The sequence below is a fragment of the Chryseobacterium sp. sg2396 genome (assembly GCF_042610505.1).
GTDB lineage: Bacteria > Bacteroidota > Bacteroidia > Flavobacteriales > Weeksellaceae > Chryseobacterium.
Genome location: NZ_JBHGAQ010000011.1, coordinates 60,166 through 79,471, shown reverse-complemented (window position 1 = coordinate 79,471; position 19,306 = coordinate 60,166). Strand labels below are relative to the sequence as shown.

The 19,306-nt window shown below is 40.1% G+C and carries 20 protein-coding genes and 1 riboswitch; of the genes, 13 read left to right on the top strand and 7 right to left on the bottom strand.

Features of this window, described 5'->3' with window-relative positions:
- Positions 1-167: 167 nt before the first annotated feature.
- Entirely contained in the window at positions 168-1,427 is a 1,260-nt protein-coding gene (locus ACED20_RS12760; protein WP_294234262.1) for a mechanosensitive ion channel family protein, read from the bottom strand.
- Between the two features lie 165 nt (positions 1,428-1,592).
- Between ACED20_RS12760 and ACED20_RS12755 the strand changes: the two genes are divergently transcribed.
- The 3 genes from ACED20_RS12755 to ACED20_RS12745 all read left to right on the top strand — a co-directional run bounded on the left by ACED20_RS12755 (position 1,593) and on the right by ACED20_RS12745 (position 3,852).
- Positions 1,593-2,774, top strand: coding sequence for a hypothetical protein (locus tag ACED20_RS12755; RefSeq protein WP_294240977.1), 1,182 nt, complete (start codon positions 1,593-1,595; stop codon positions 2,772-2,774).
- 76 nt (positions 2,775-2,850) lie between these two features.
- A complete protein-coding gene (locus tag ACED20_RS12750; protein ID WP_378104947.1) occupies positions 2,851-3,342 on the top strand; it encodes a DUF456 domain-containing protein in 492 nt (163 codons plus the stop codon).
- A gap of 12 nt (positions 3,343-3,354) precedes the next feature.
- Positions 3,355-3,852 carry a hypothetical protein gene (locus ACED20_RS12745; protein WP_378104945.1) on the top strand — a complete coding sequence of 166 codons (498 nt, stop codon included), beginning with the start codon at positions 3,355-3,357 and terminating at the stop codon, positions 3,850-3,852.
- On the opposite strand, the gene ACED20_RS12740 is transcribed toward ACED20_RS12745, so the two are convergent.
- From ACED20_RS12740 to ACED20_RS12725, 4 genes are all read right to left on the bottom strand, one after another.
- Positions 3,839-4,480 carry a uracil-DNA glycosylase gene (locus ACED20_RS12740; RefSeq protein ID WP_294233003.1) on the bottom strand — a complete coding sequence of 214 codons (642 nt, stop codon included), beginning with the start codon at positions 4,478-4,480 and terminating at the stop codon, positions 3,839-3,841. The two genes, ACED20_RS12745 and ACED20_RS12740, sit on opposite strands and share 14 nt — an antisense overlap.
- A gap of 309 nt (positions 4,481-4,789) precedes the next feature.
- Positions 4,790-4,975, bottom strand: coding sequence for a hypothetical protein (locus ACED20_RS12735; protein ID WP_294233005.1), 186 nt, complete (start codon positions 4,973-4,975; stop codon positions 4,790-4,792).
- 33 nt (positions 4,976-5,008) lie between these two features.
- Complete coding sequence (locus ACED20_RS12730; RefSeq protein ID WP_294220022.1) at positions 5,009-5,158, bottom strand: hypothetical protein; 150 nt, start codon at positions 5,156-5,158, stop codon at positions 5,009-5,011.
- 41 nt (positions 5,159-5,199) lie between these two features.
- Positions 5,200-5,712: a GNAT family N-acetyltransferase gene (locus tag ACED20_RS12725; protein WP_294311410.1), complete on the bottom strand. Its 513-nt coding sequence runs from the start codon at positions 5,710-5,712 to the stop codon at positions 5,200-5,202.
- A gap of 97 nt (positions 5,713-5,809) precedes the next feature.
- Between ACED20_RS12725 and ACED20_RS12720 the strand changes: the two genes are divergently transcribed.
- Positions 5,810-7,957, top strand: a complete 2,148-nt coding sequence (locus ACED20_RS12720; protein WP_378104941.1) for a DNA mismatch repair protein MutS — start codon at positions 5,810-5,812, stop codon at positions 7,955-7,957.
- Positions 7,958-7,963: 6 nt separating this feature from the next.
- Positions 7,964-8,455 carry a YcxB family protein gene (locus ACED20_RS12715; RefSeq protein ID WP_378104939.1) on the top strand — a complete coding sequence of 164 codons (492 nt, stop codon included), beginning with the start codon at positions 7,964-7,966 and terminating at the stop codon, positions 8,453-8,455.
- 68 nt (positions 8,456-8,523) lie between these two features.
- Here the strand turns inward: ACED20_RS12715 and ACED20_RS12710 are convergent, their stop codons facing one another.
- The gene (locus ACED20_RS12710; protein WP_378104937.1) at positions 8,524-9,624 is read right to left on the bottom strand and encodes a GEVED domain-containing protein; all 1,101 of its coding nucleotides are present in this window, start codon (positions 9,622-9,624) and stop codon (positions 8,524-8,526) included.
- 364 nt (positions 9,625-9,988) lie between these two features.
- Here ACED20_RS12710 and ACED20_RS12705 point away from each other — a divergent pair, with 364 nt between their 5' ends.
- The 3 genes from ACED20_RS12705 (at position 9,989) to ACED20_RS12695 (ending at position 12,499) form a co-directional block, all read left to right on the top strand.
- Positions 9,989-10,663, top strand: coding sequence for an ATP-binding cassette domain-containing protein (locus tag ACED20_RS12705; protein WP_378104935.1), 675 nt, complete (start codon positions 9,989-9,991; stop codon positions 10,661-10,663).
- Positions 10,664-10,965: 302 nt separating this feature from the next.
- On the top strand, positions 10,966-11,766 hold the full coding sequence (locus ACED20_RS12700; protein ID WP_294220025.1) for a hypothetical protein: 801 nt from the start codon (positions 10,966-10,968) through the stop codon (positions 11,764-11,766).
- A gap of 62 nt (positions 11,767-11,828) precedes the next feature.
- Positions 11,829-12,013, top strand: a riboswitch (cobalamin riboswitch).
- Positions 12,014-12,115: 102 nt separating this feature from the next.
- Positions 12,116-12,499 carry an acyl-CoA thioesterase gene (locus ACED20_RS12695; RefSeq protein ID WP_149247180.1) on the top strand — a complete coding sequence of 128 codons (384 nt, stop codon included), beginning with the start codon at positions 12,116-12,118 and terminating at the stop codon, positions 12,497-12,499.
- 314 nt (positions 12,500-12,813) lie between these two features.
- Here ACED20_RS12695 and ACED20_RS12690 read toward each other — a convergent pair whose 3' ends face one another.
- Positions 12,814-13,404 carry an HD family hydrolase gene (locus tag ACED20_RS12690; RefSeq protein ID WP_294311883.1) on the bottom strand — a complete coding sequence of 197 codons (591 nt, stop codon included), beginning with the start codon at positions 13,402-13,404 and terminating at the stop codon, positions 12,814-12,816.
- 492 nt (positions 13,405-13,896) lie between these two features.
- Between ACED20_RS12690 and ACED20_RS12685 the strand changes: the two genes are divergently transcribed.
- From ACED20_RS12685 to ACED20_RS12665, 5 genes are all read left to right on the top strand, one after another.
- On the top strand, positions 13,897-15,231 hold the full coding sequence (locus ACED20_RS12685; protein ID WP_294263458.1) for a cytochrome P450: 1,335 nt from the start codon (positions 13,897-13,899) through the stop codon (positions 15,229-15,231).
- 218 nt (positions 15,232-15,449) lie between these two features.
- The gene (locus ACED20_RS12680) at positions 15,450-15,779 is read left to right on the top strand and encodes a PadR family transcriptional regulator (RefSeq protein WP_292010356.1); all 330 of its coding nucleotides are present in this window, start codon (positions 15,450-15,452) and stop codon (positions 15,777-15,779) included.
- 10 nt (positions 15,780-15,789) lie between these two features.
- Positions 15,790-17,508, top strand: a complete 1,719-nt coding sequence (locus ACED20_RS12675) for a PspC domain-containing protein (RefSeq protein WP_294203277.1) — start codon at positions 15,790-15,792, stop codon at positions 17,506-17,508.
- Between the two features lie 318 nt (positions 17,509-17,826).
- Entirely contained in the window at positions 17,827-18,429 is a 603-nt protein-coding gene (locus ACED20_RS12670; RefSeq protein ID WP_294203275.1) for a 1-acyl-sn-glycerol-3-phosphate acyltransferase, read from the top strand.
- Between the two features lie 81 nt (positions 18,430-18,510).
- A complete protein-coding gene (locus ACED20_RS12665; RefSeq protein ID WP_378104929.1) occupies positions 18,511-18,945 on the top strand; it encodes a PaaI family thioesterase in 435 nt (144 codons plus the stop codon).
- Positions 18,946-19,306: the final 361 nt, after the last annotated feature.

The following is a 19,306-nucleotide window of genomic DNA, read 5'->3' as shown; positions in this document are numbered from 1 at the left end:
TGCAGTTATTTAAAACCTATCAGATACCGGTATTCTCCTCATTTTATAATTATACAGCTGCAAAGCTATGATAAAATACAGATTCCCGAAAACCAAAAACAGGATTTTCCCTGATGAGATTTCGCATAAAACGGTCTTTCTTTTTTTATTTATATATTGCTATGATGCTACATCTTTACCTGCATCACTTCAAGATCAAAGGCTTTTGAGGCAACCAGTAAATGATCGAATATGTCTGCCTGGATCTGCTCGAATCTAACCCATTCCGTATCATTGGTGAAAGAGTAGATCTCCAGCGGAAGCCCCTGCGGCGTAATATTCAGCTGTCGGACCATGATCGGACCTTCTTTATCCAGCTCAGGGATTCTTTCGATATACTTCTGCGCATAAATCCTGAAAACCCCAATGTTTGTGAGCTGCCTTCCGTTAATGATTTCTTCCTTATGCGCCATGTTCTCCTTCTCTTTCTTCAGGTTGATGGAACTTTCGGCCAGGTATTCTGAAATAAGGTTAATGTTTTTCAATCGTTCAATCTCCTGATCCGTCAGGAATTTAAATGAATTGATGTTGAAATAAATTGATTTTTTAATTCTTCGCGTATTTTTCTCCGAGATTACCTGCAGGTTTTTGATTTCCGTAGTCAGTAAATCATACGTAGGAATCGTGGAAAAGGTCTTGTCAAAATTATTGATTCTGGTAGTTAAAAGATTGATTTCTGCAATATTTCCTTCGACATTATATTTAGGAATGCTTACCCAATCCCCTACTTTCAGGTTTTTGGAGGTAGCCACGTGAAGGCCTGTTACAAAACCGAGAATGGTATCCCTGAAAACCAGAACCAGCACCGCAGTAATTGCACCGAGACTTCCGACAATGGTGGTTCCTTTGATGCCGAACACTACACAGATGCCAACTACGGAAAAGATAAAGATCCCCAGAATCTTCATGGTTTCGGAAATGGCATTCAGCGCCATAATCTTGTAATAATCCTGCTTGATCACGAAATAATTCCTGAAAGCCGCCAATCCGCGGTACAACATTCCTGCGAAAATCATTACGATTCCCAGGTTTACAGATCTAACAATAAATTTTGTTGTCCTGGTAAGAGCTCCTGCAAAAATCGATTCATGGATCCCACCGATGATCAGCAGGGCGATCAGATGCGCCAGGGAATTGGTAATCTTTGACGCGTATACCGAATTCACAATCGGGTATTTCTCCTGATTACGGAAAATTCCGAAAATACTGTTGATGATAATCTTCAGGATAAAGTCGATTATGAAGAAGACGGCACACAGCAATGCCAGCTTTACAATGATGTGGAATACCCATTCCAGCCCGGCCGGCGAAATTTTATTTATATAAACATACAGAGGCTCACTCAGTTCCTGTATTAAATCTTTGGTTTCTTCTAACTGGTTTTTCATCAGAACAAATTTACTAAAATTAGAATCACAAAACCCTTTTAAAAACAGGATTTCTTATCATAATCTATTCCAAAATTTACGGATTATTTAAAATTATTTTAAAATTATAAAACATTTAACAATAAAATAACTAAATTAGTATCCTAATTCAAAAAACTAAAGCTTATGAAAAAGTTTAATCTTCTATTCATTTTCATTATTCTCTTATCATTAGGGGCTTGCCGTTCGGAATCTGAAACCCCTGCCGAAATCACGATTGACAATACCGTAAAAACAGGAAAAGTTACCGGGAAAGTCATGTCGCAAAACGGAGTGAAGCCCATCGGAGGCGCGTCGGTTTTTACCTTTGACGAAAAGTATAAGATTTATTATACCGCAACTGATGCCGACGGTAATTTCGCACTTGAAGCACCAGTGGGAAACCATACGTTTTACATCCAGACGGGTAACGGAAGTAATTTCCGGACAGAAATTAATGCTACGGTAAAAAATAACGAAACCCTGAGCCTGGATGCCGGACAGACCAAGCTGAACCAGGTAGCAAAAATTGCTTATGTAAAGGGAAGTTATGATAAAATCGAGGATATTATTCTAAGCCTGGGATACACTGCAACGGAAATCACCAATAACGACCTTACCAACCTCACCACAATTGCTCAGTATGATATTATTTTCCTTAACTGCGGTTCACGGAACAATTATTCATCCAATCCGGGACTTTACGCTGCCGCTGAAGCCAATCTGGCTATTTTTGTGGCCAACGGGGGAAGTATCTATGCTTCCGACTGGGATGTTTCCTATCTCGTAGGCGGAACCAGTAATACCAGTGCATGTGCTCCGGCAGGAGGATTTGTTCCCGATTCGAAGTTATGTTCGAAAAACATCGGAAATTCAGGCAATGTAGGAGCTACCGTAACCAACGCCGGTCTTACCACCGCTTTAGGCTTCAATACGCTGAACATCAATTACGATCTGGGTACATGGCAGAAAATCATCAGTTACGATCCGGCTTACTGGGAAGTTTTGGTGAAAGAAACCTCCAGCAATGATGCCCTGATGATCCGGACCAATCATTTTTCCGCCACCGGGCTTCCGACAACGCCGATCGGTAATGCACCCACTACTACTTTCACAACGATTTGCATTACCCTTCCCGGAAATATCCAGATCAGTCTTTCCGTTCCTCAGGCTATCGTACCTTATCTGGTTGCATTGGGCGCTACCGTAGGACCATGCTCGGGATCGGCGAACAGCGGATATATTTATTACACGACTTTCCACAATCATGCGACCGGAAACATCGGAAACGCCGGAGTGATCCTGCAGTATGTTATTTTGAACCTTTAATAATTTTATTTTAAATGCAAAAGCGGCTTTTCTGAGAGCCGCTTTTTTTATATCTTGCATACTATAATCAAATCTCATGGACGTCGTATTAATTGAAATTCTCTGCCTGGTTTTACTGTTTCTTGGCATTTTAGGAACTTTCCTCCCCGTACTGCCGGGGCTCTTATTAAGCATTTGCGGACTGCTGATCTATAAATTCGGGACCGATGCGAACTTATCGATGATCTATGTCTGGGTATTTGTAATCCTTACCGCAGCTTCGGTGGTTTTAAATTACATTATTCCGGCGAAGACCAACCAAAAGTACGGCGGAACGCGCTGGGGAAGCATCGGATCCATTGTCGGAACCATTGTCGGTATGTTTTTGCCTATTCCCCTGGGATTTCTTGTGGGGATGTTTGCCGGGGTTTTCATCGGGGAGCTTCTTCATGACAGCAAGGATATGACAAAAGCATGGAAATCAACAAAAGGGGCATTCATCGGATTTATTTACGGAACGGGATTCAGTCTTGTCGTAGGAGTGGCCATGTTTTTGGTAGTACTTTTCAATATGCTCAATATTATTTAAAAAAAAGAAATTATGATACCGCATAAAGCCTTACTTCTAAGCCTGGGTTCACTGTTTTTAATGAACTGCAATGCTCAAAAAAAGAATAATAAGATCAAAGTGGATACTGATAAAGCCAAGATGAATCAAGTGAGTAAATCAGACAAAACCATCCTTTACCTCAACGAAGGTGAAAACCGCTTCCTAAAAGAATACCAAATGAATGTTACTTTCAAAGGAATTTCCGAAGACAGCCGCTGTCCGAAAGACGTCAACTGCATTTGGGCGGGCGTTGCCGTGGCACAGATTGAAGTTATGGGAACCGCAACCCGGCCGATGACATTGGAGATTGCAACCATCGATAACAAAGCCAGAAATTACAGTGCATCGGCTGTATTTAACGGCTATACGATTTCTCTGGCGGATGTTCAGCCATATCCCGGTGCCGTTGACGGAGCAAAAGATTTAAAGGGAAGATACAGAATCGGAATTATAATTACAAAAGGAGTCGACACTGCTACCATGAAATAGGTTTTTTCCCTTTTGAAACCAGATATTCGTTAATTTTGGAAAAAGGCCGGCTTCCGAAAAAACCTCTGTGCACCGAAAAAGGTGAAGGGTGTGCAGATTTTAAGATAAAATGCTTCGCCGGATCAATGAGTTCGGCTTTTTTTTGTGCAAAAGCGCCCCATAATACAAACACGACATTTTCTTTTTTGTCCGAAATTTCTTTAATGATAAAATCAGTGAATTTTTCCCAGCCCAGATCTTTGTGGGAATTCGGGGAATGGGCACGCACTGTTAAAGTAGCATTTAATAATAGAACCCCTTGCTTGCCCCAGTCGTCCAGTTCTTTTGAAGTTCTTATTACGCCGACGTCATCCTTTAATTCAATAAAAATATTTTTCAGCGATGGCGGCGATGTCACCTGTTCGGAAACGGAAAAACAAAGACCGTTCGCCTGGTAATCGTTATGGTAAGGATCCTGACCGAGGATCACCACTTCAATATCATCAAAAGGGGTAATTTCCAGCGCCCTGAAAATCTGGCTTTTCGGCGGAAAAACTTTGGTTGTGGCATATTCCTGCTTTACTTTTTCCCAAAGATTAGTAAAGTATGGGGTATTTTTTATCGGGGCTAAAACTTCGGTCCAGGTCATGATTTTAATTTAAAAATTTGAGAATGAATTAATTCGGAAATAATTTCTCTCAATGGTTTTTATTAATCTAGAATATTCATGGAGAAACCTCCTTCCTGCTGAATACGTCAGGTTTTGTGGAATTATATCAATTTTCTTGCCTTTGTTATTCATTAGTATTCGAGATCAATTTTTAAAGAAGATTGATGATTTCCGAATGATTATTGGTAATGTAAGTAATGAGATATTGGTTCTCATAACTTTCGAAAAAAATACACCCCGTAGTATGCTGATTAATTTTATAGAATGTGTACTTGGATCCAAGTTTTATTAATTTTTCAGGTGTATTTTATGCGTAAATAAAGGCAGTCTGGATTCTATAAAATCATATATTTTCTTCACATAATGTAATGCAGACTCTTCATTGCTGAAATAATCATTTTCAAAAAGATTAAAAACCAATTCATTCAGAAAATCGGCAACATTTTTCCGAAGAATAATATTTACTTTTTCCAAGGTAATGTTTCAAGAAAATCTGTGGTATTTTTTTTATTTCCTCTCCTGGCCCCCCCGTTCCCATTCTTTTTCAAATTTAAAGTTTTCTCTTTTGCGGATTTTGTTGAGTTCTGCAATAATGAAAGGATTTTCAAGAGAGTTGATCCATTTGATAAGTTCCCTTTTTTCGGCTGCCAGATTCATTGTGTTTCGGTTTATTGATACAAATGTAATGATTTTCAAAACTACTGTAAAGATGTTTTCAGGCTAAAAACCAGATTTTCCGGAAATCCTTCATCCTTTCTTTCCTCTTCCAGCACGAAATGATTTTTCAAAAGAAGATTTTTTGAATTCTCATTGCCCTGATGCGTCATCGCTACAATTTCACCGAGATTCAGTTCCTGAAAGGCAAAATTCACCACCGTAGCCAAAGCTTCCGACATGATGCCTTTTCTGTGATACTCCGGCAATAACTCATACCCCACCTCAGCCACTTTCCGGTCTTCAGAAAAATTCCAGAGACAGATGGTTCCGATCAGATCCGGCTGATCTTTTAAAGAAATTCCCCAATAACAGGTTTGGTTATTTTTAGTCCGTTCTTTAATGGTCAGGATAAATTGCAGTGCGTCGTAATTGTTTTTGGGCGAGTTTCTGCGCACAAACCGATTGATGATTTCATTGCTCCTGATTTTCAGAATATCTTCAACATGACTTTCGTTGATTTCTTTCAGGACTAATCTTTGGGTTTCCAGTTTCATATTTCAAATGTAGTAAAACCTGATTAATAGATATTTTCAAATTCCCCTAATTAATCATTTTCAAAATACATTCACATTTTCTCACTAAATTTGCACTGTGTATATAAATAAAGAAGATTTAAACGAATTAGAGTTTCCGCAATTGCTCGCGGAGATCTCTCCTTTTGCATATTCCCCAAAGACAAAGGAAAAAATTCTTCAGCTCCGTCCGATGGAAATTGACGAGGCAGAAATTTCCCTGAAAAAAACGTCTGAATACCTGTCGAGTTTTGAAAGTTCGAATGCAGTACCTTTTGATGAATACGAAGATATTGAAAACGAACTGAAACTGATGCTGATCGAGAATTACCGTCTGGAAAACAGTGCTTTCATGAAAATCAAAACGCTGACGGAACAGATCGGAAAACTGCAGAAATTCTTCCCGACCATGCCTGAAACCTTCCCTAGTCTAATGGAAGACGTGCTGGTACTGGAATTCAAAAAAGAAATCATTGACAAGGTAGATAAAGTTTTTAACCGGTTCGGAGAGGTAAAAAGTGAAGCTTCACCGGTTTTAAAAGGGTTACGAACGGAAATTCAGGTTGCTAAAAAAGCGATCCAGGAAAATTTCAACCGGGCCTTATTCAATTACGGGCAAAGTGAATTCCTGGACGACATCCGTGAGACGATTATTGATGACCAGAGGGTATTGGCCGTAAAATCGGGATTCAAGAAAAGGGTTCCGGGAAGGGTTTTAGGATTGTCTAAAACCGGTTCCATCACTTACATCCAGCCGGATTCAGTAGTAAAGCATTATTTCAAACTGAAAGAAAGCGAAGAGGAAGAGAAAAAGGAAATTGATAAGATCCTTAGAAAGCTGACCGCAGAGCTGGCCGAGTTCCAGCCTCAGTTGTGGAGATACCAGAAATATATTTTCGACCTGGATTTAACGAGGGCCAAAGCAAAATTTGCCGAACTGATCAACGGAGTATTGCCAAAAATCAACCGTCATAAGACCCTGCGGCTGCGGGAAGCTTTCCATCCGCTTTTATTCCTTAGAAATAAAGCGGAAAATAAAACAATTTTCCCTCAGACACTTTCCTTGACGGACCATAACCGGATCATCTGTATTTCCGGACCGAACGCGGGAGGAAAATCAATCACGCTGAAAACCGTCGGCCTGCTCCAGCTGATGATCCAGAGCGGGATCCTGGTTCCCACCCATCCGAAATCGGAGATGTTTTTCTTCGATAAGATCATGACGGATATCGGCGACAACCAGTCTATCGAAAACCACCTTTCCACCTATTCTTCCAGACTGAAGAAAATGGGTGGGATCATTCGTGAAGCCGATGCGAATACGCTTCTGCTGATCGACGAGTTCGGGACGGGTTCCGATCCTGAGCTGGGTGGCGCTTTGGCAGAAAGTTTCCTTGAGTTTTTCTACGATAAAAAAAGCTTTGCGATCATTACCACCCACTACACCAACATTAAACTGGTGGTAGAACAGCTTCCGAATGCTGAGAATGCAGCTATGCTGTTCAACGAGGAAACGCTGGAACCGATGTACAAACTTGAAGTAGGACAGGCAGGAAGTTCTTTTACTTTTGAGGTAGCGGAGAAGAATAAGATTCCGAGATTCATCATCCATTCTGCAAAGAAAAAAGTGGAACATGATATCGTCAACCTGGATAAAACCATCGTTAAGCTCCAGCAGGAAAAATATGAAGTGGAAAAGCTGAAAACCGATCTCGCCGAACGGAAAGAATCCGTAGAAGACAAGCGGGATAATCTTCAGAAGCTGAACGACCAGCTTCAGCAGAAGCTGTACAATTTCCAGAAGCTGTATGAAGAGGAGCACCGCAAACTGCAGTTCGGAAACAAGATCGAAGCTTTTATCGACAGTTATGTGAAGGGAAAATCCCGGAAAGATGTCGTAAAGGATTTCGTGAAGATCCTGGAGCAGGAAAAATTCAGGAAGATCGGAGCCGATAAGGATGAGAGCAAACGCCTGCAGGTGGTAAAACGCAAAATCACCCAGCAGCTGAAAAAAGAGGAAGTGATCGAAAAAATCGCCGAAACCAATGAAAAGCTGGAGGAGAAACGAAAAACCGACCGCGCGCTCTGGCTGAAAGAAGGCCAGCGTGTACGGATTACCGGAAGCACCAGCGTCGGAACCATTGAAAAGATTTCGAGAAATAAGGTCATTGTGAATTACGGAACCTTTAAGACAACGATTGATGCAGATGAGCTGGAAAGAATTTGATCCGTTATGATAACGGTAAAAACACAGATCCGTTTCAGGGATTTCCTGATTTTCCATGTAAAAAGCTCTTTAATACGGCTGCTTGTCTTTCCATCAGTGCTTCTGGTATTTTTTATCATAAAAGAATCGGTGGATGGCATTACGGAAAGGGATCTTCTGCAATCGGCTTCGATGTGGTATGCTATTTTGCTTTTGTTTATGTTGGTGCGTTCTTTTTTCAGCGTAAGATATGCTTTTAATGGAAACCAGAATATCCGGGAAAGCATTGCCTATACTTTTGCAGAAGAAAAAATCCGGATTCAGGGAGAGACTTTTGACGGAGAAATGGCCTGGAGTTCCGTTTATAAGGTCAAGGAAAATAAAGACTGGTTCCTGATCTATCAAAGTGCGAAGATCATGAATATGGTTCCGAAAAAGTCCTTTACTAAAAATCAGATTTCAGAGCTGAGAAAAATTATTCAAACCCATAAGATAAAAGCGAAGCTCAGAAATGATTAATGTATAAAAAAAGAGCGTATCACTAATGGTACGCTCTTTCTGTTAATTGTTATTGAATGCAGAACTTTTTACTTTTTAATAAATTTCAGTTGGGTCATATTCTCCTTGTCTTTAATCCGGATAAAATAAATCCCTTTTAACAGATCGCGCACCGGCACCATCTGATCGGAAATTTTCCCTTTACTTACCAGCTGTCCGGCTGCATTGTTAATTTCAAATTCAGTTCCTTCAAATCCTGAAATATTTAAAACATCGGAGGCTGGGTTGGGATAAATTCTGATGTCCTTCTGTTGAGTAATTTCATTGGTTGAAAGATTCGCAGGCGTTAACAGATAAACGCTGTAATCCTCTACTTCACCATAAGTGAATGTTCCGCAGGCAGAGCTTGTCAGGGTTTCACTGATCATTACCCTCATGTCTACCCCGCAGGTTGTTCCTGTCTGATAAGCCGTTGCAGGAACGGCAAATGTTGACGTTGCGGTAGATGAAGCGGAAGAACCCGAAGAAAGCATCATTTCCGATGAATCAAACACCCCATCACCGTTAAAATCGATCCACGCCCTTACGTAAACAGGATTCGGAGATCCTATCCACGTTTTGGAAACGGAAATCTGGTTTCCCGTACTGCCGATCATCAGCCGCACTTTTCGAGTAGGATCGGGCCGGTAATCCGTATAATTTGAAGTCCCGGAACTGCTTACCATCGGAGAAAGACCGCTTCCTGCAGGGGTTACCGTTACATTTGAAATATAAGCTACATTAGCATTTAATGAAGATGCGGCGCAATAATTCATGTATAAAGTGGTAAAAAATACGGATTCGGACCACGCACTTGTCGTGGGAGAACCGGAGCATACTTTTGCTACCTGCACTTCATAGGTAGTACACGGTGATAAAGCGGTTATTGTAAAGGAGTTAACAAAAATCTGCGCAACGTTGACCCACGGAGAAGCCGGATACATCCTGAATCTTATCATATAAGAAGTTGCAGTCAGATCGGTGGTCCAGGTTACCGTTCCGGAAGTCATGGTGATATTGGAAACCTGTACATTCGCGGGCACCGTATCACAAAGATAGCAGTAGCCGGGATCTCGCGCCGGTACATTTTTGCTTTGAAAAAATGAAATTCCTGAGAGAAAAATAAAGAAAAAAAGTAATTGTTTTATCATATTTAATGGTTAAGATTGTTTTCAAAAGTTATTAAGTAAGCTAAAGATAATGAATTAAATCAAAAACTTATCTTTATTATATTTGAAATATGATTAAAATGCTAAAAATCCTTTGGATCTTTTATATAAAATTGCTCATTCCGGCCGTATTGTTTTCATTGCTTTTAGCTTTTCAGACGGGGTTCAACATCGGTAATTTCGGATTCTGCTTCCTTATTATTTTCCCTGTTTTTCATTTTTTAATTTATGAACTGAGATTTAGAAATGAGTACGTGTTCTTTGCCAATTTCGGTTTTTCAAAATCGTTTCTTTGGATCACTACCGTTTCAATCGGTTTTGTTATTAATCTGATCTCTAAATTTTTATGAATAAATTACATATCGACAGAATTACAAAATCCTTTGGTTCAAAGAAAATTTTACAGGATGTCTGCCTAAGTTGTGAAACAGGAAATATTACGGCCTTATTGGGACGAATCGGTTCGGGGAAATCCACTTTACTTCAAATTATTTTCGGAACTATGAAAGGAGATTCTCAATTTATCAAATACAACGAACAGGTGCTGACGAAGCAATCGGACAGACGAAATAAGATCGCCTATCTTCCACAAAGCCCAATGTTCCCGAAGCATATTAAAATTAAAGAACTGATTCCTTTGTTCTGTAACCCGGAAAATACCAGAAAACTTTTTAGTGATGATCTCCTCCGGCCATTCCTGAACAGGACCGTAAGAAATCTTTCCGGTGGCGAAAGAAAACTGGCGGAAGTAATGACGGTCATCCATTCCGAAGCCGAATTTATCCTGCTGGACCAGCCCTACAGCGGCCTCTCTCCCATCTTCACCGAAAAAGTAATGAAAATGATAAAAGAAAGATCCAAAGAAAAAGGATTTATCATTTCAGATTTTGATGTGCAGAATTTGATAGAGATTTCAGACGACATTTACGTTCTTCACGATGGCTCTTTGAAGCGAATTAAAGACTTAAATGAATTACAGCGGCATTATTATCTGCCCGAAAGTAGTATTCAAGTAAAATAAATCTGCGGTGGGAATCAGGTAACAGGCTGGAAGAATGCGGGATACCGGAAGCTGATCTGGTCAGCATACTGGCTGACGTTCCTGGATATCGAATGATCTAGCTTTTTTATTAAAATAACAAAACGCAGACTTTTGAATAGTATTCTCATCATTAAAAATCAAAAATTTTCAAACGGCTGCATATTTTTTTAATCCTTTGCAGCATTTAATTTCAAATAAAATCTAAATCTTTTGTGACTTTTGTGGTGGAATAAAAAGTTTAAACAAGTTTAATTTATATATTTGGACTATTAAAAAATTTCATGATGATTTCCGTATCTAAAGCATTGTATATATCCGTTTTCAGTATTTTTTCCGTGGCTTTTGCCAAAGGCCAGAACAAAGTTCCTTTCGGGGTGGTAAAAGCTGAAGAAGGCTATGCTATGGTACGGGTCCATAAAGATGATTACCGGAAAATCGTCGATAAGATCCGCATGAAGACGGGTGATGTGTTTATTTACGAAAAGCCGGCTCCGGGAGAAACCGAGTGGATCTGGATCAAATATCCTGAAAGAGAAGACACCGAAAAACCTTTCGTACGGTATGACAGCATTACCAAAGAAGGCATGGTGAATAAAAACCGGGTGGTTTTCGTAGACAAGCTTCCACAATTTACCCCCTCCAAATCCAAGAACGGGAAATCTCTGATCTTTACCGATGATTCCAATCCGAAAATTCCGGGAAATCAACGGACCAAAGTTATTATCGATGTCTACCCTTCTTATGCAAAGATAAAAAAGCAGGAGAAAGATGCGGAAGGAAATATCCTTAAAGTGGATAAGGTAAAAGCATGGGGCGTAGGAAAAGAACTTCCTGAAGACCTAACCGAAATTAAATCCGTACGGGTTCAGCAGCCGGGACGGGGCTCCGTTTTCGTAAGGGATGCCATCAAGAATATGTTCCAGCCAACCATGGATTTCAATAATGTGGGCGTAACGGCCATCGACAACGACCATATTTTCCTTTATATGATCAATGGTTCCGGACAGAACCGTTATACCACGATCTGGACCATTAAGCAGGGAAAGGCCGAAAGCCAGATCATTTTCAAAAATCCTGAATAATTCATCAATAATCATTACTTTTGTCATCGGAAAGTCTTTCTATCGGCCTAATAGCTGTATTTTGAACTTTCCAGGAAACCGGTTCTGCTTAACCGCAGATTAAAAGGGAATCGTGTGAAAATCACGAACTGTCGCGCAACTGTAAGTAACTGCAGTCTTTATTAATGATCCACTGTCCGGAGCAACGGATGGGAAGGAAATAAAGATGTTACAAGTCAGGAGACCTGCCTTTTCTTTACCATAAAACTTTCGCGATTTGAAGTTTATTGACCAGACGGACAACGGAGATTCCCATCTCTGCTCTGCTGTTATGTTATCTATTTCATTTCGCTTTAATTAATAATGAAATATGACGACAGAAGAAAGAATTGAAAAGTCCGAAACCCGAATTTTCAAAGCGGTTTTTCCCAATACAACCAATCATTACGATACGCTTTTCGGAGGTACGGCCATGCAGCTGATGGACGAAGTAGCCTTTATTGCAGCCACCCGCTTTGCCAGAAAACGCGTGGTGACCGTAAGCAGTGACAAGATCGATTTCAAAAGGTCGATTCCTGCCGGGACCATTGTGGAACTGATCGGAAAGGTAGTTCATGTAGGAAAAACCAGCCTGAAAGTAAATGTGGAAATCTATACCGAGCAGATGTATTCCTACGAAAGGGAAAAGGCCATCGTAGGTGATTTTACTTTTGTCGCCATTGATGAATTCAAGAAACCGATCCAAATCCTATAAACAGGTTCCGGCGACCAAAGTTCGCCGGAACTCATACTTCTCATTGTTTTTTTAATCAGTTTCGGCGGGCTTTGCCCGCCGATTTTTATTTTATGAATCTGCAAAACCTGGATATTTCAATGTAAATTCGATAATATATAATTTATTTTCACTGATTTAAAAAAGAAAAAAAATGATCAGGATTTTAACTAATTTTATCCCTTACGCAGATCATTTGATATTTCAGACTGTTATCGATATGCCAATTGAAAAAACCTCCAGCCTCCAGCTTCCATCGTCCAACCTTTTAAACAGGCTTCTATTTCAGGTTTACTTTATTTCAGCACCTTCTCTGTTTCCAGGTTTTTAATCAGTAGCAGCTGGAACGCTTCTCCCAATTCATCAGATGCCCGGCTAATGGCATTTTCCAGCATATTCCGGATCTGTTTTTCCGTTATACCCGCTTCAGTCCAGCTCTTTCCCGAGGTATGCGAATTCAGGATAAAAGGCATAATGCGGTCGATCGCACAGGCAAAAATGGCATCCGGCGTCTGCTCTTCTTCAAATTCAAGCCAAAGGTTAAAAAATTCGGACCGCAACGGTTCATCCAGAATACCGAAAATCTTCTGGGCTGAAATTTTTTCCCGTTCAAATTTCCCGACCATCGCCGCTTCGTCAAATATAAAAGTATCCCCTGCTTCAATTTCCACCAGGTCATGAATGGACAGCATGCGGATCACCCTCAGCAAATCGATATCTGCTCGGTTTTTAGCATACGGAAAAAGAATTTGGGCCAAAATAATAATCTGCCAGGAATGTTCTGCTGTATTTTCCCTTCTTGAATCGTCGGCATTGTAATTTCTCCGCTGTACATTTTTCAGGGCGTCCACCGCCAGGATAAAGTCGATTTCTTTCTGGATCTTCATTGCTGTTTTGTTTAAGTGATGGTAATTTTTTGCAAAAATACGGCTTTTGAAGATAATTTTATTTAATGTGAGTACGGTATAACAAATGGTTGAACTTATCGACATCTAAAATGCTACATTTGCGATCAATTGCATCTGGTAAAAACTTAATGTTTTTATTGTGGTTAATTTGGCTAAAAGCCAATTATCGCACATTATCAAATAAATGGGCTGAAGCCCATTTCTATTGATTCAGCAATACCTTTTTTATTGATTCCTTTTCTTTAATTAGCTGTATCAGTCGCAATAAATATGACCGTTTCAAATTTTTATACCGTACATCTGATTATACATAAAAATAAGCGGCATTACATTTTATCAAAAATAATCTTGCACCTTCCTGCACTATGAATACAAAATTTCCTTGTGTGCTTGCGATTCCCAACATCAACTTTTTAAATTCCATACAATCACTATGAGAGATTAGTTGTATTTTTAAGGTAAATATTCAGTATGGCTTCTCAATTCAGTTATCCTCCGGAAATTACAGGAAAAAGAAAATTATATGCCCTTTTAAACGGAGTAAAGGATCCGCTGGGCGTTATCAGCGGAAATCACGCCATCTTCGGAGACAGCTATTATCTGAAAGCTTCTTTTACGGACAAAAAATTCATCTTCACACAGGATAAGGAATTCATCGAATATATTTTAAAGCAGAATCATAAAAATTATTTCAAATCGGAAATACAATCCATCACACTGGGGAAATACCTTGGTAACGGACTGCTTACCAACAACGGAAAAGACTGGCTCCAGCAGAGGCGACTGATCCAGCCCGGCTTCAGCAAAGCCAAAATCGCTAATCTGGTTTCCATTATGGATGAGGAAATCGATAAAGTATTTCAGCCATTTGATCGGGAACCTGAAGTGGATTTATATGATCTTTTCCATACGCTGGCGTTTAATATCGTGGCGAAAACCCTTTTCAGTTCGGATATTGAGGAAAACGAGGTGAAAGAACTGGGAAAGATCATTACCGAAGTACAGGAAGTTTTTGCAAAAGAAGTCCGGCTGCCTTTTTATACCCAGGTTCTGCAGGCATTGGGCGTTATTAAAAAGACCATTCAAAAAAGCGAAAGGTCAAAGGCCATTATTCAGAATGTTCTGGATAAACGCCGAAATTCAGGTGAGGAAAAAAATGACCTGCTGGATATGCTCATCCATTCCAGATATGAAGATACAGGACTTCCTATGTCTGATCAGCAGTTGGTGGATGAAATGCTGATTCTTTTTATTGCCGGGCATGAAACTACCGCCAATGCATTAAGCTTTATTTTTTTTGAGATCAGCCAACATCCGGATACGGAAAAGAAATTACGGCTGGAAATTGAGGAATCAGGTGAACATGCTTTTACGACAGAAAGCCTGATGAAGAAATCTTTTACCACCAATGTCATTAAAGAAGCCATGCGGCTGCATTCTCCGGCGTGGGCAATGGATCGCCAGGCACTGGAAGACGACCGGTTCAAAGATTATTCATGGGAGAAAGGGACACTGATCATCCTTTATATTTCAGGACTTCACCGGAACCCTAAGTACTGGGACCGTCCTGATGATTTTATTCCGGAACGTTTTGACGATGAAAATGCCCGGAATTTTGCCTATTACCCTTTTGGAGCCGGGCCGCGCCTCTGCATTGGCGAACATTTTGCCATGATGGAAATGGCGCTGATTGTCCGTAAGTTCTATAAAAAATTTCACTTTCGTTCCCATCAGGAAACTTTGGAGAAAAAGGCATTGGTTACTTTAAGAACGACCAGCCTGCGAGGCAAAATCATTAAAATTTAATCCCGTTTTATAAGAACTCCCCATAGACTTAACTTTCAATACAAAAATAATTACTTTGATTTTCAATATCTTACATAATAAATAATTATTTTTTCACTACTTTGTATTGCATAATACCATTTTAATTACATATCTTTGTAATGTAAAATCGAAGAAGGTTCTGCTGGCCGGGTTCCCGATTCGAAGATTATATAACTAATTAACAAAACTTATTAAAGATGAATACCGAAAATACCAAAGCGCAAATGCGGAAAGGGATTCTGGAATTCTGTATTTTAAGTCTCATCAATCACCGCGAAATGTATGTTTCCGATCTGATCGACGAACTGAAAAAAGGAAAGCTGGATGTCGTGGAAGGAACCCTCTACCCTCTTTTAACAAGATTAAAAAACGGAGAGTTTCTTTCGTACCGATGGGAAGAATCCACGGGCGGTCCCCCAAGGAAGTATTACCAGATCACGGAAAAAGGGAAACTGTTCCTGAACGAACTTCAAAATACCTGGAACGATTTGACAGATTCAGTTAACCAAATCACTCAAAAACATTAAAAACAAAGCTATGAACAAAACACTCTCAATAGGACTTGCCGGTTTTTCTTTCACCATAGAAGAACACGCATATATAAAACTGAGCGATTACCTGAATGCGTTGAGAAGCTCACTGGATGCTTCAGAGGCGGATGAAGTAATGCACGATATAGAAATCAGAATGGTGGAAATCTTCAGGGATTCCATGGCAAAACGTGAAGTGATCAACGACTCCGATGTAGAAAGGGTAATCGCACAGATCGGAAGCCCGGAAAAGATTGAAGAACAGGAAGAAGCCTATTATTCTGAAAAAAATACAAAAAGAACAAACAGCACGGGAACGGAATATTCCGATAAAAAGCAGCTGTTCCGTGACCCTGAAAAGCAGAAGATTGCAGGGGTCTGCGCCGGTCTGGCAGCTTACTTCGGGATGGATATCACGGTAATGAGGCTGATCTGGGTAGGTGCATTTCTATTCCTTTGGGTAGCGCCAGGATCATCTTTTCTTGTAATCCTTCTTTATTTTATCCTTTGGGCAGTGCTTCCGAAAGCTGAAACGGCATCCGACTTCCTGAAAATGAAAGGAAAACCGCTGAACTTCGATAACCTAAAGGAAGAATCCAGCAAACTGGTCCAGTTTGCGAATGAAACCACGACAAGAGCGGGCGAAATCTATATCGAAAACAAACCGTACATTAATAACGCAAGCAGCGGTGTTTGGAATATCCTAAAATACATCGTGGGAGTGTTCTTTGCCCTCATGGCTTTCGGAAGCATCATCGGGGTATTTGTTCTGTTCGGTTTATTCGGGATCGATTCCAATTTTCCGGGGGCCAATGAAATGAAATTTCTTTTTGATGATGACGGACTTTATACCGTATTTTCAGCACTGATCATCATTGGTTCTTTAATTCCTGCCGTATTGTTTAGTGTATTAAGCATCAAAATTTTCTCTCCGAAAACAAAACTGAGAAATATCGGATGGGTATTGGGAGCTCTTTTCCTTACTGTAGTAGGACTCGGCGCTTATTTTGGAATAAGCATGGCGAAAAGGGAAATGTTCTTCAAAGGTCATAAAGAAGATACGGAAGAAATTTCAATCAACACCAAATCCGATACGATCTATGCAGATTTTAAACAGGTAACCATTCCCCAGAATTTCACTGCGTATGACGACGATCTTTATTCTGATAAGGTTTCGGTTTACCACAAAGACTGGATCCATGTGGATGTGACAAGAAAAGCCGATGTAAAGACGCCTTATCTGATCATCAAAAAAGAAGCAAAAGGATACAATCTTCCTTTAAATGTAAACGTTCCCGTGGATATTATAGGTAATAAGGTAATCTTCCCGAATTACATCAAATATCCTTACGAGCACCGGTTCAGGGATTACAGCGTAGATTATGAGCTGGTACTTCCTCTGAAAACCGTAGTGATCCCGGTAAAACAGGACGGTATCAGTTTCGACGGAGATCTCAATGCAGACGGCATCAACGATAACGACCAGGAAAAAGACGAAGACGGAAATATCAAGATCGAAAAGAATAAGATCACAGTAAACGGTTCTACTATAGAATACAATTCTGATGACGAAGACAGCATTATTGTGAACGGGAAAAAGGTAGCCAGCGACAAAGCAGATCAGGTGATCGACTCGATGAAACACAGCATCAAAAAGATGAAAGGCGCCAACATCGACTTCAAAGTAGATAAGGATAAAAACGAAATTTCGATAAAAACCAAATAACCAAAATCCAGAGAGTGGCAGAAGGTGTGGATAGATAACCCAACCGTTTGAAATTCACACTCTTCTTCTCTCAGAGAAAATAAAAAAATGTAAAAATTTAATTCTTCATTTCAGGAAAAATATTTACATTTGTATAACAAAAAATGATAACCGAAACACTCATTAAAAATATTAAACAATTATGGTACAACTGGCATTAGAAATTGTAATGAAAATTGTTGATTTAATCAGCAGTCTGTTTTAAGAGCGATAATATTTCAATATATTTGTAAAGTATAACCACTTTGGTTGTACTTTTTTGTTTTTAACCGAAATATTATGAAAAAGCTGATTGGCAGACTGATCTTAAAATTAATGGGCTGGAAAGTCGTCCTGCAGGGCGATGCAAGCAGCCTGGACCGCTGTATCCTGGTTGTGGCACCGCACACCCACAATATGGAATACATCCTGGGAAATCTTGCCTATTGGTCTTTGGGAAAACCGTTGAAAATCATCATCAAAGATGCCCATACCAAAGCCTGGTACGGCGGGATCGTGAGAGCGCTCGGCGGAATCGGGATCGACCGCAGCCGGAAAAACGACCTGATCAATTTCGTAGCAGAACAGTTTGCAAAAGATGATTTCAGCCTGGTGATCACTCCCGAGGGCACCCGAAGCTGGGTTCCGAAATGGAGAAAAGGATTCTACCATATGGCACTGGCAGCAAAAGTCCCCATCGTTCTGGCCGCAGGAGATTTCAAAAGGAATACTATTTTCCTGGGGTATACGATCCCTTACGAAAGGCTTGCTTCAGTACCTTTTACGGAAATCATGCGGGAAATCCAGGACTACTACGTTAAAAACGATATCGGCCCGAAAATTCCGGAAAACTGGAACCCGAATATCATGGGTACCGATTCCGAAACAACATCCGCCAACTAGCTACTGGCTACTGGCTACTGGCTACTGGCTACTGGCAAAATTATTCATTACTTATTACCCACTACTTATTACTCATAAAAGATGTACATTAAAGATCAACCGAAGGAAGAAATACTGACATTCATCAACAGCTGGGGCGGTGAGACTTTCGCCAAAACCCTGGAGATCCGTTTTACGGATATTGATGTTGAAAATGAAACCTTAACCGCTACTATGCCTGTTCTTCCAAGGATTCATCAGCCTTTCGGGATCATGCACGGCGGGGCGAGCTGTGTATTGGCTGAAACGATGGGTTCAAGCTTGTCCAACATCTTTATCGACGGCGAAAAATACTTCGGCGTAGGAACCAACATCAATACCAATCACCTGAAAAGCAAAAAAGACGGAACGGTAAAGGCCGTAGCGCGGTTTATCCGGAAAGGAAAAACCATGCACGTCTCGGAAATAGAAATCCGCGATGAAAAAGATACGCTGATCAGCCATACCACCATGACGAACACCATCATCCGTAAGTAAAATATAACGGACTAAAATACAAAGCTCAAAAATTTTTGAGCTTTTTTTGTTTACTGGCTGCAACCTTTTTGTTTTTCTGCATCCTATAAGAAACTAACAACCATGAAGACTCCTATTTTATATTTTATAATTTTGTTGATATTCGGCATTCCATGTTTATTACCTTCCAATGAACATATAACAGGAATTTTGGTAAGCAATTCTTACCTTTGAGACAGCGATCTAAAAACATCTTCTTTAGATCAAAATTACGCTGTTGTTCAGTATGCATTTCTTCTTCAATATAATAAAGCAACAAATGCATATTTAATTAAAAATAATATTGAAATAGAGAACATTACCAATCTGCCAATACATTAGT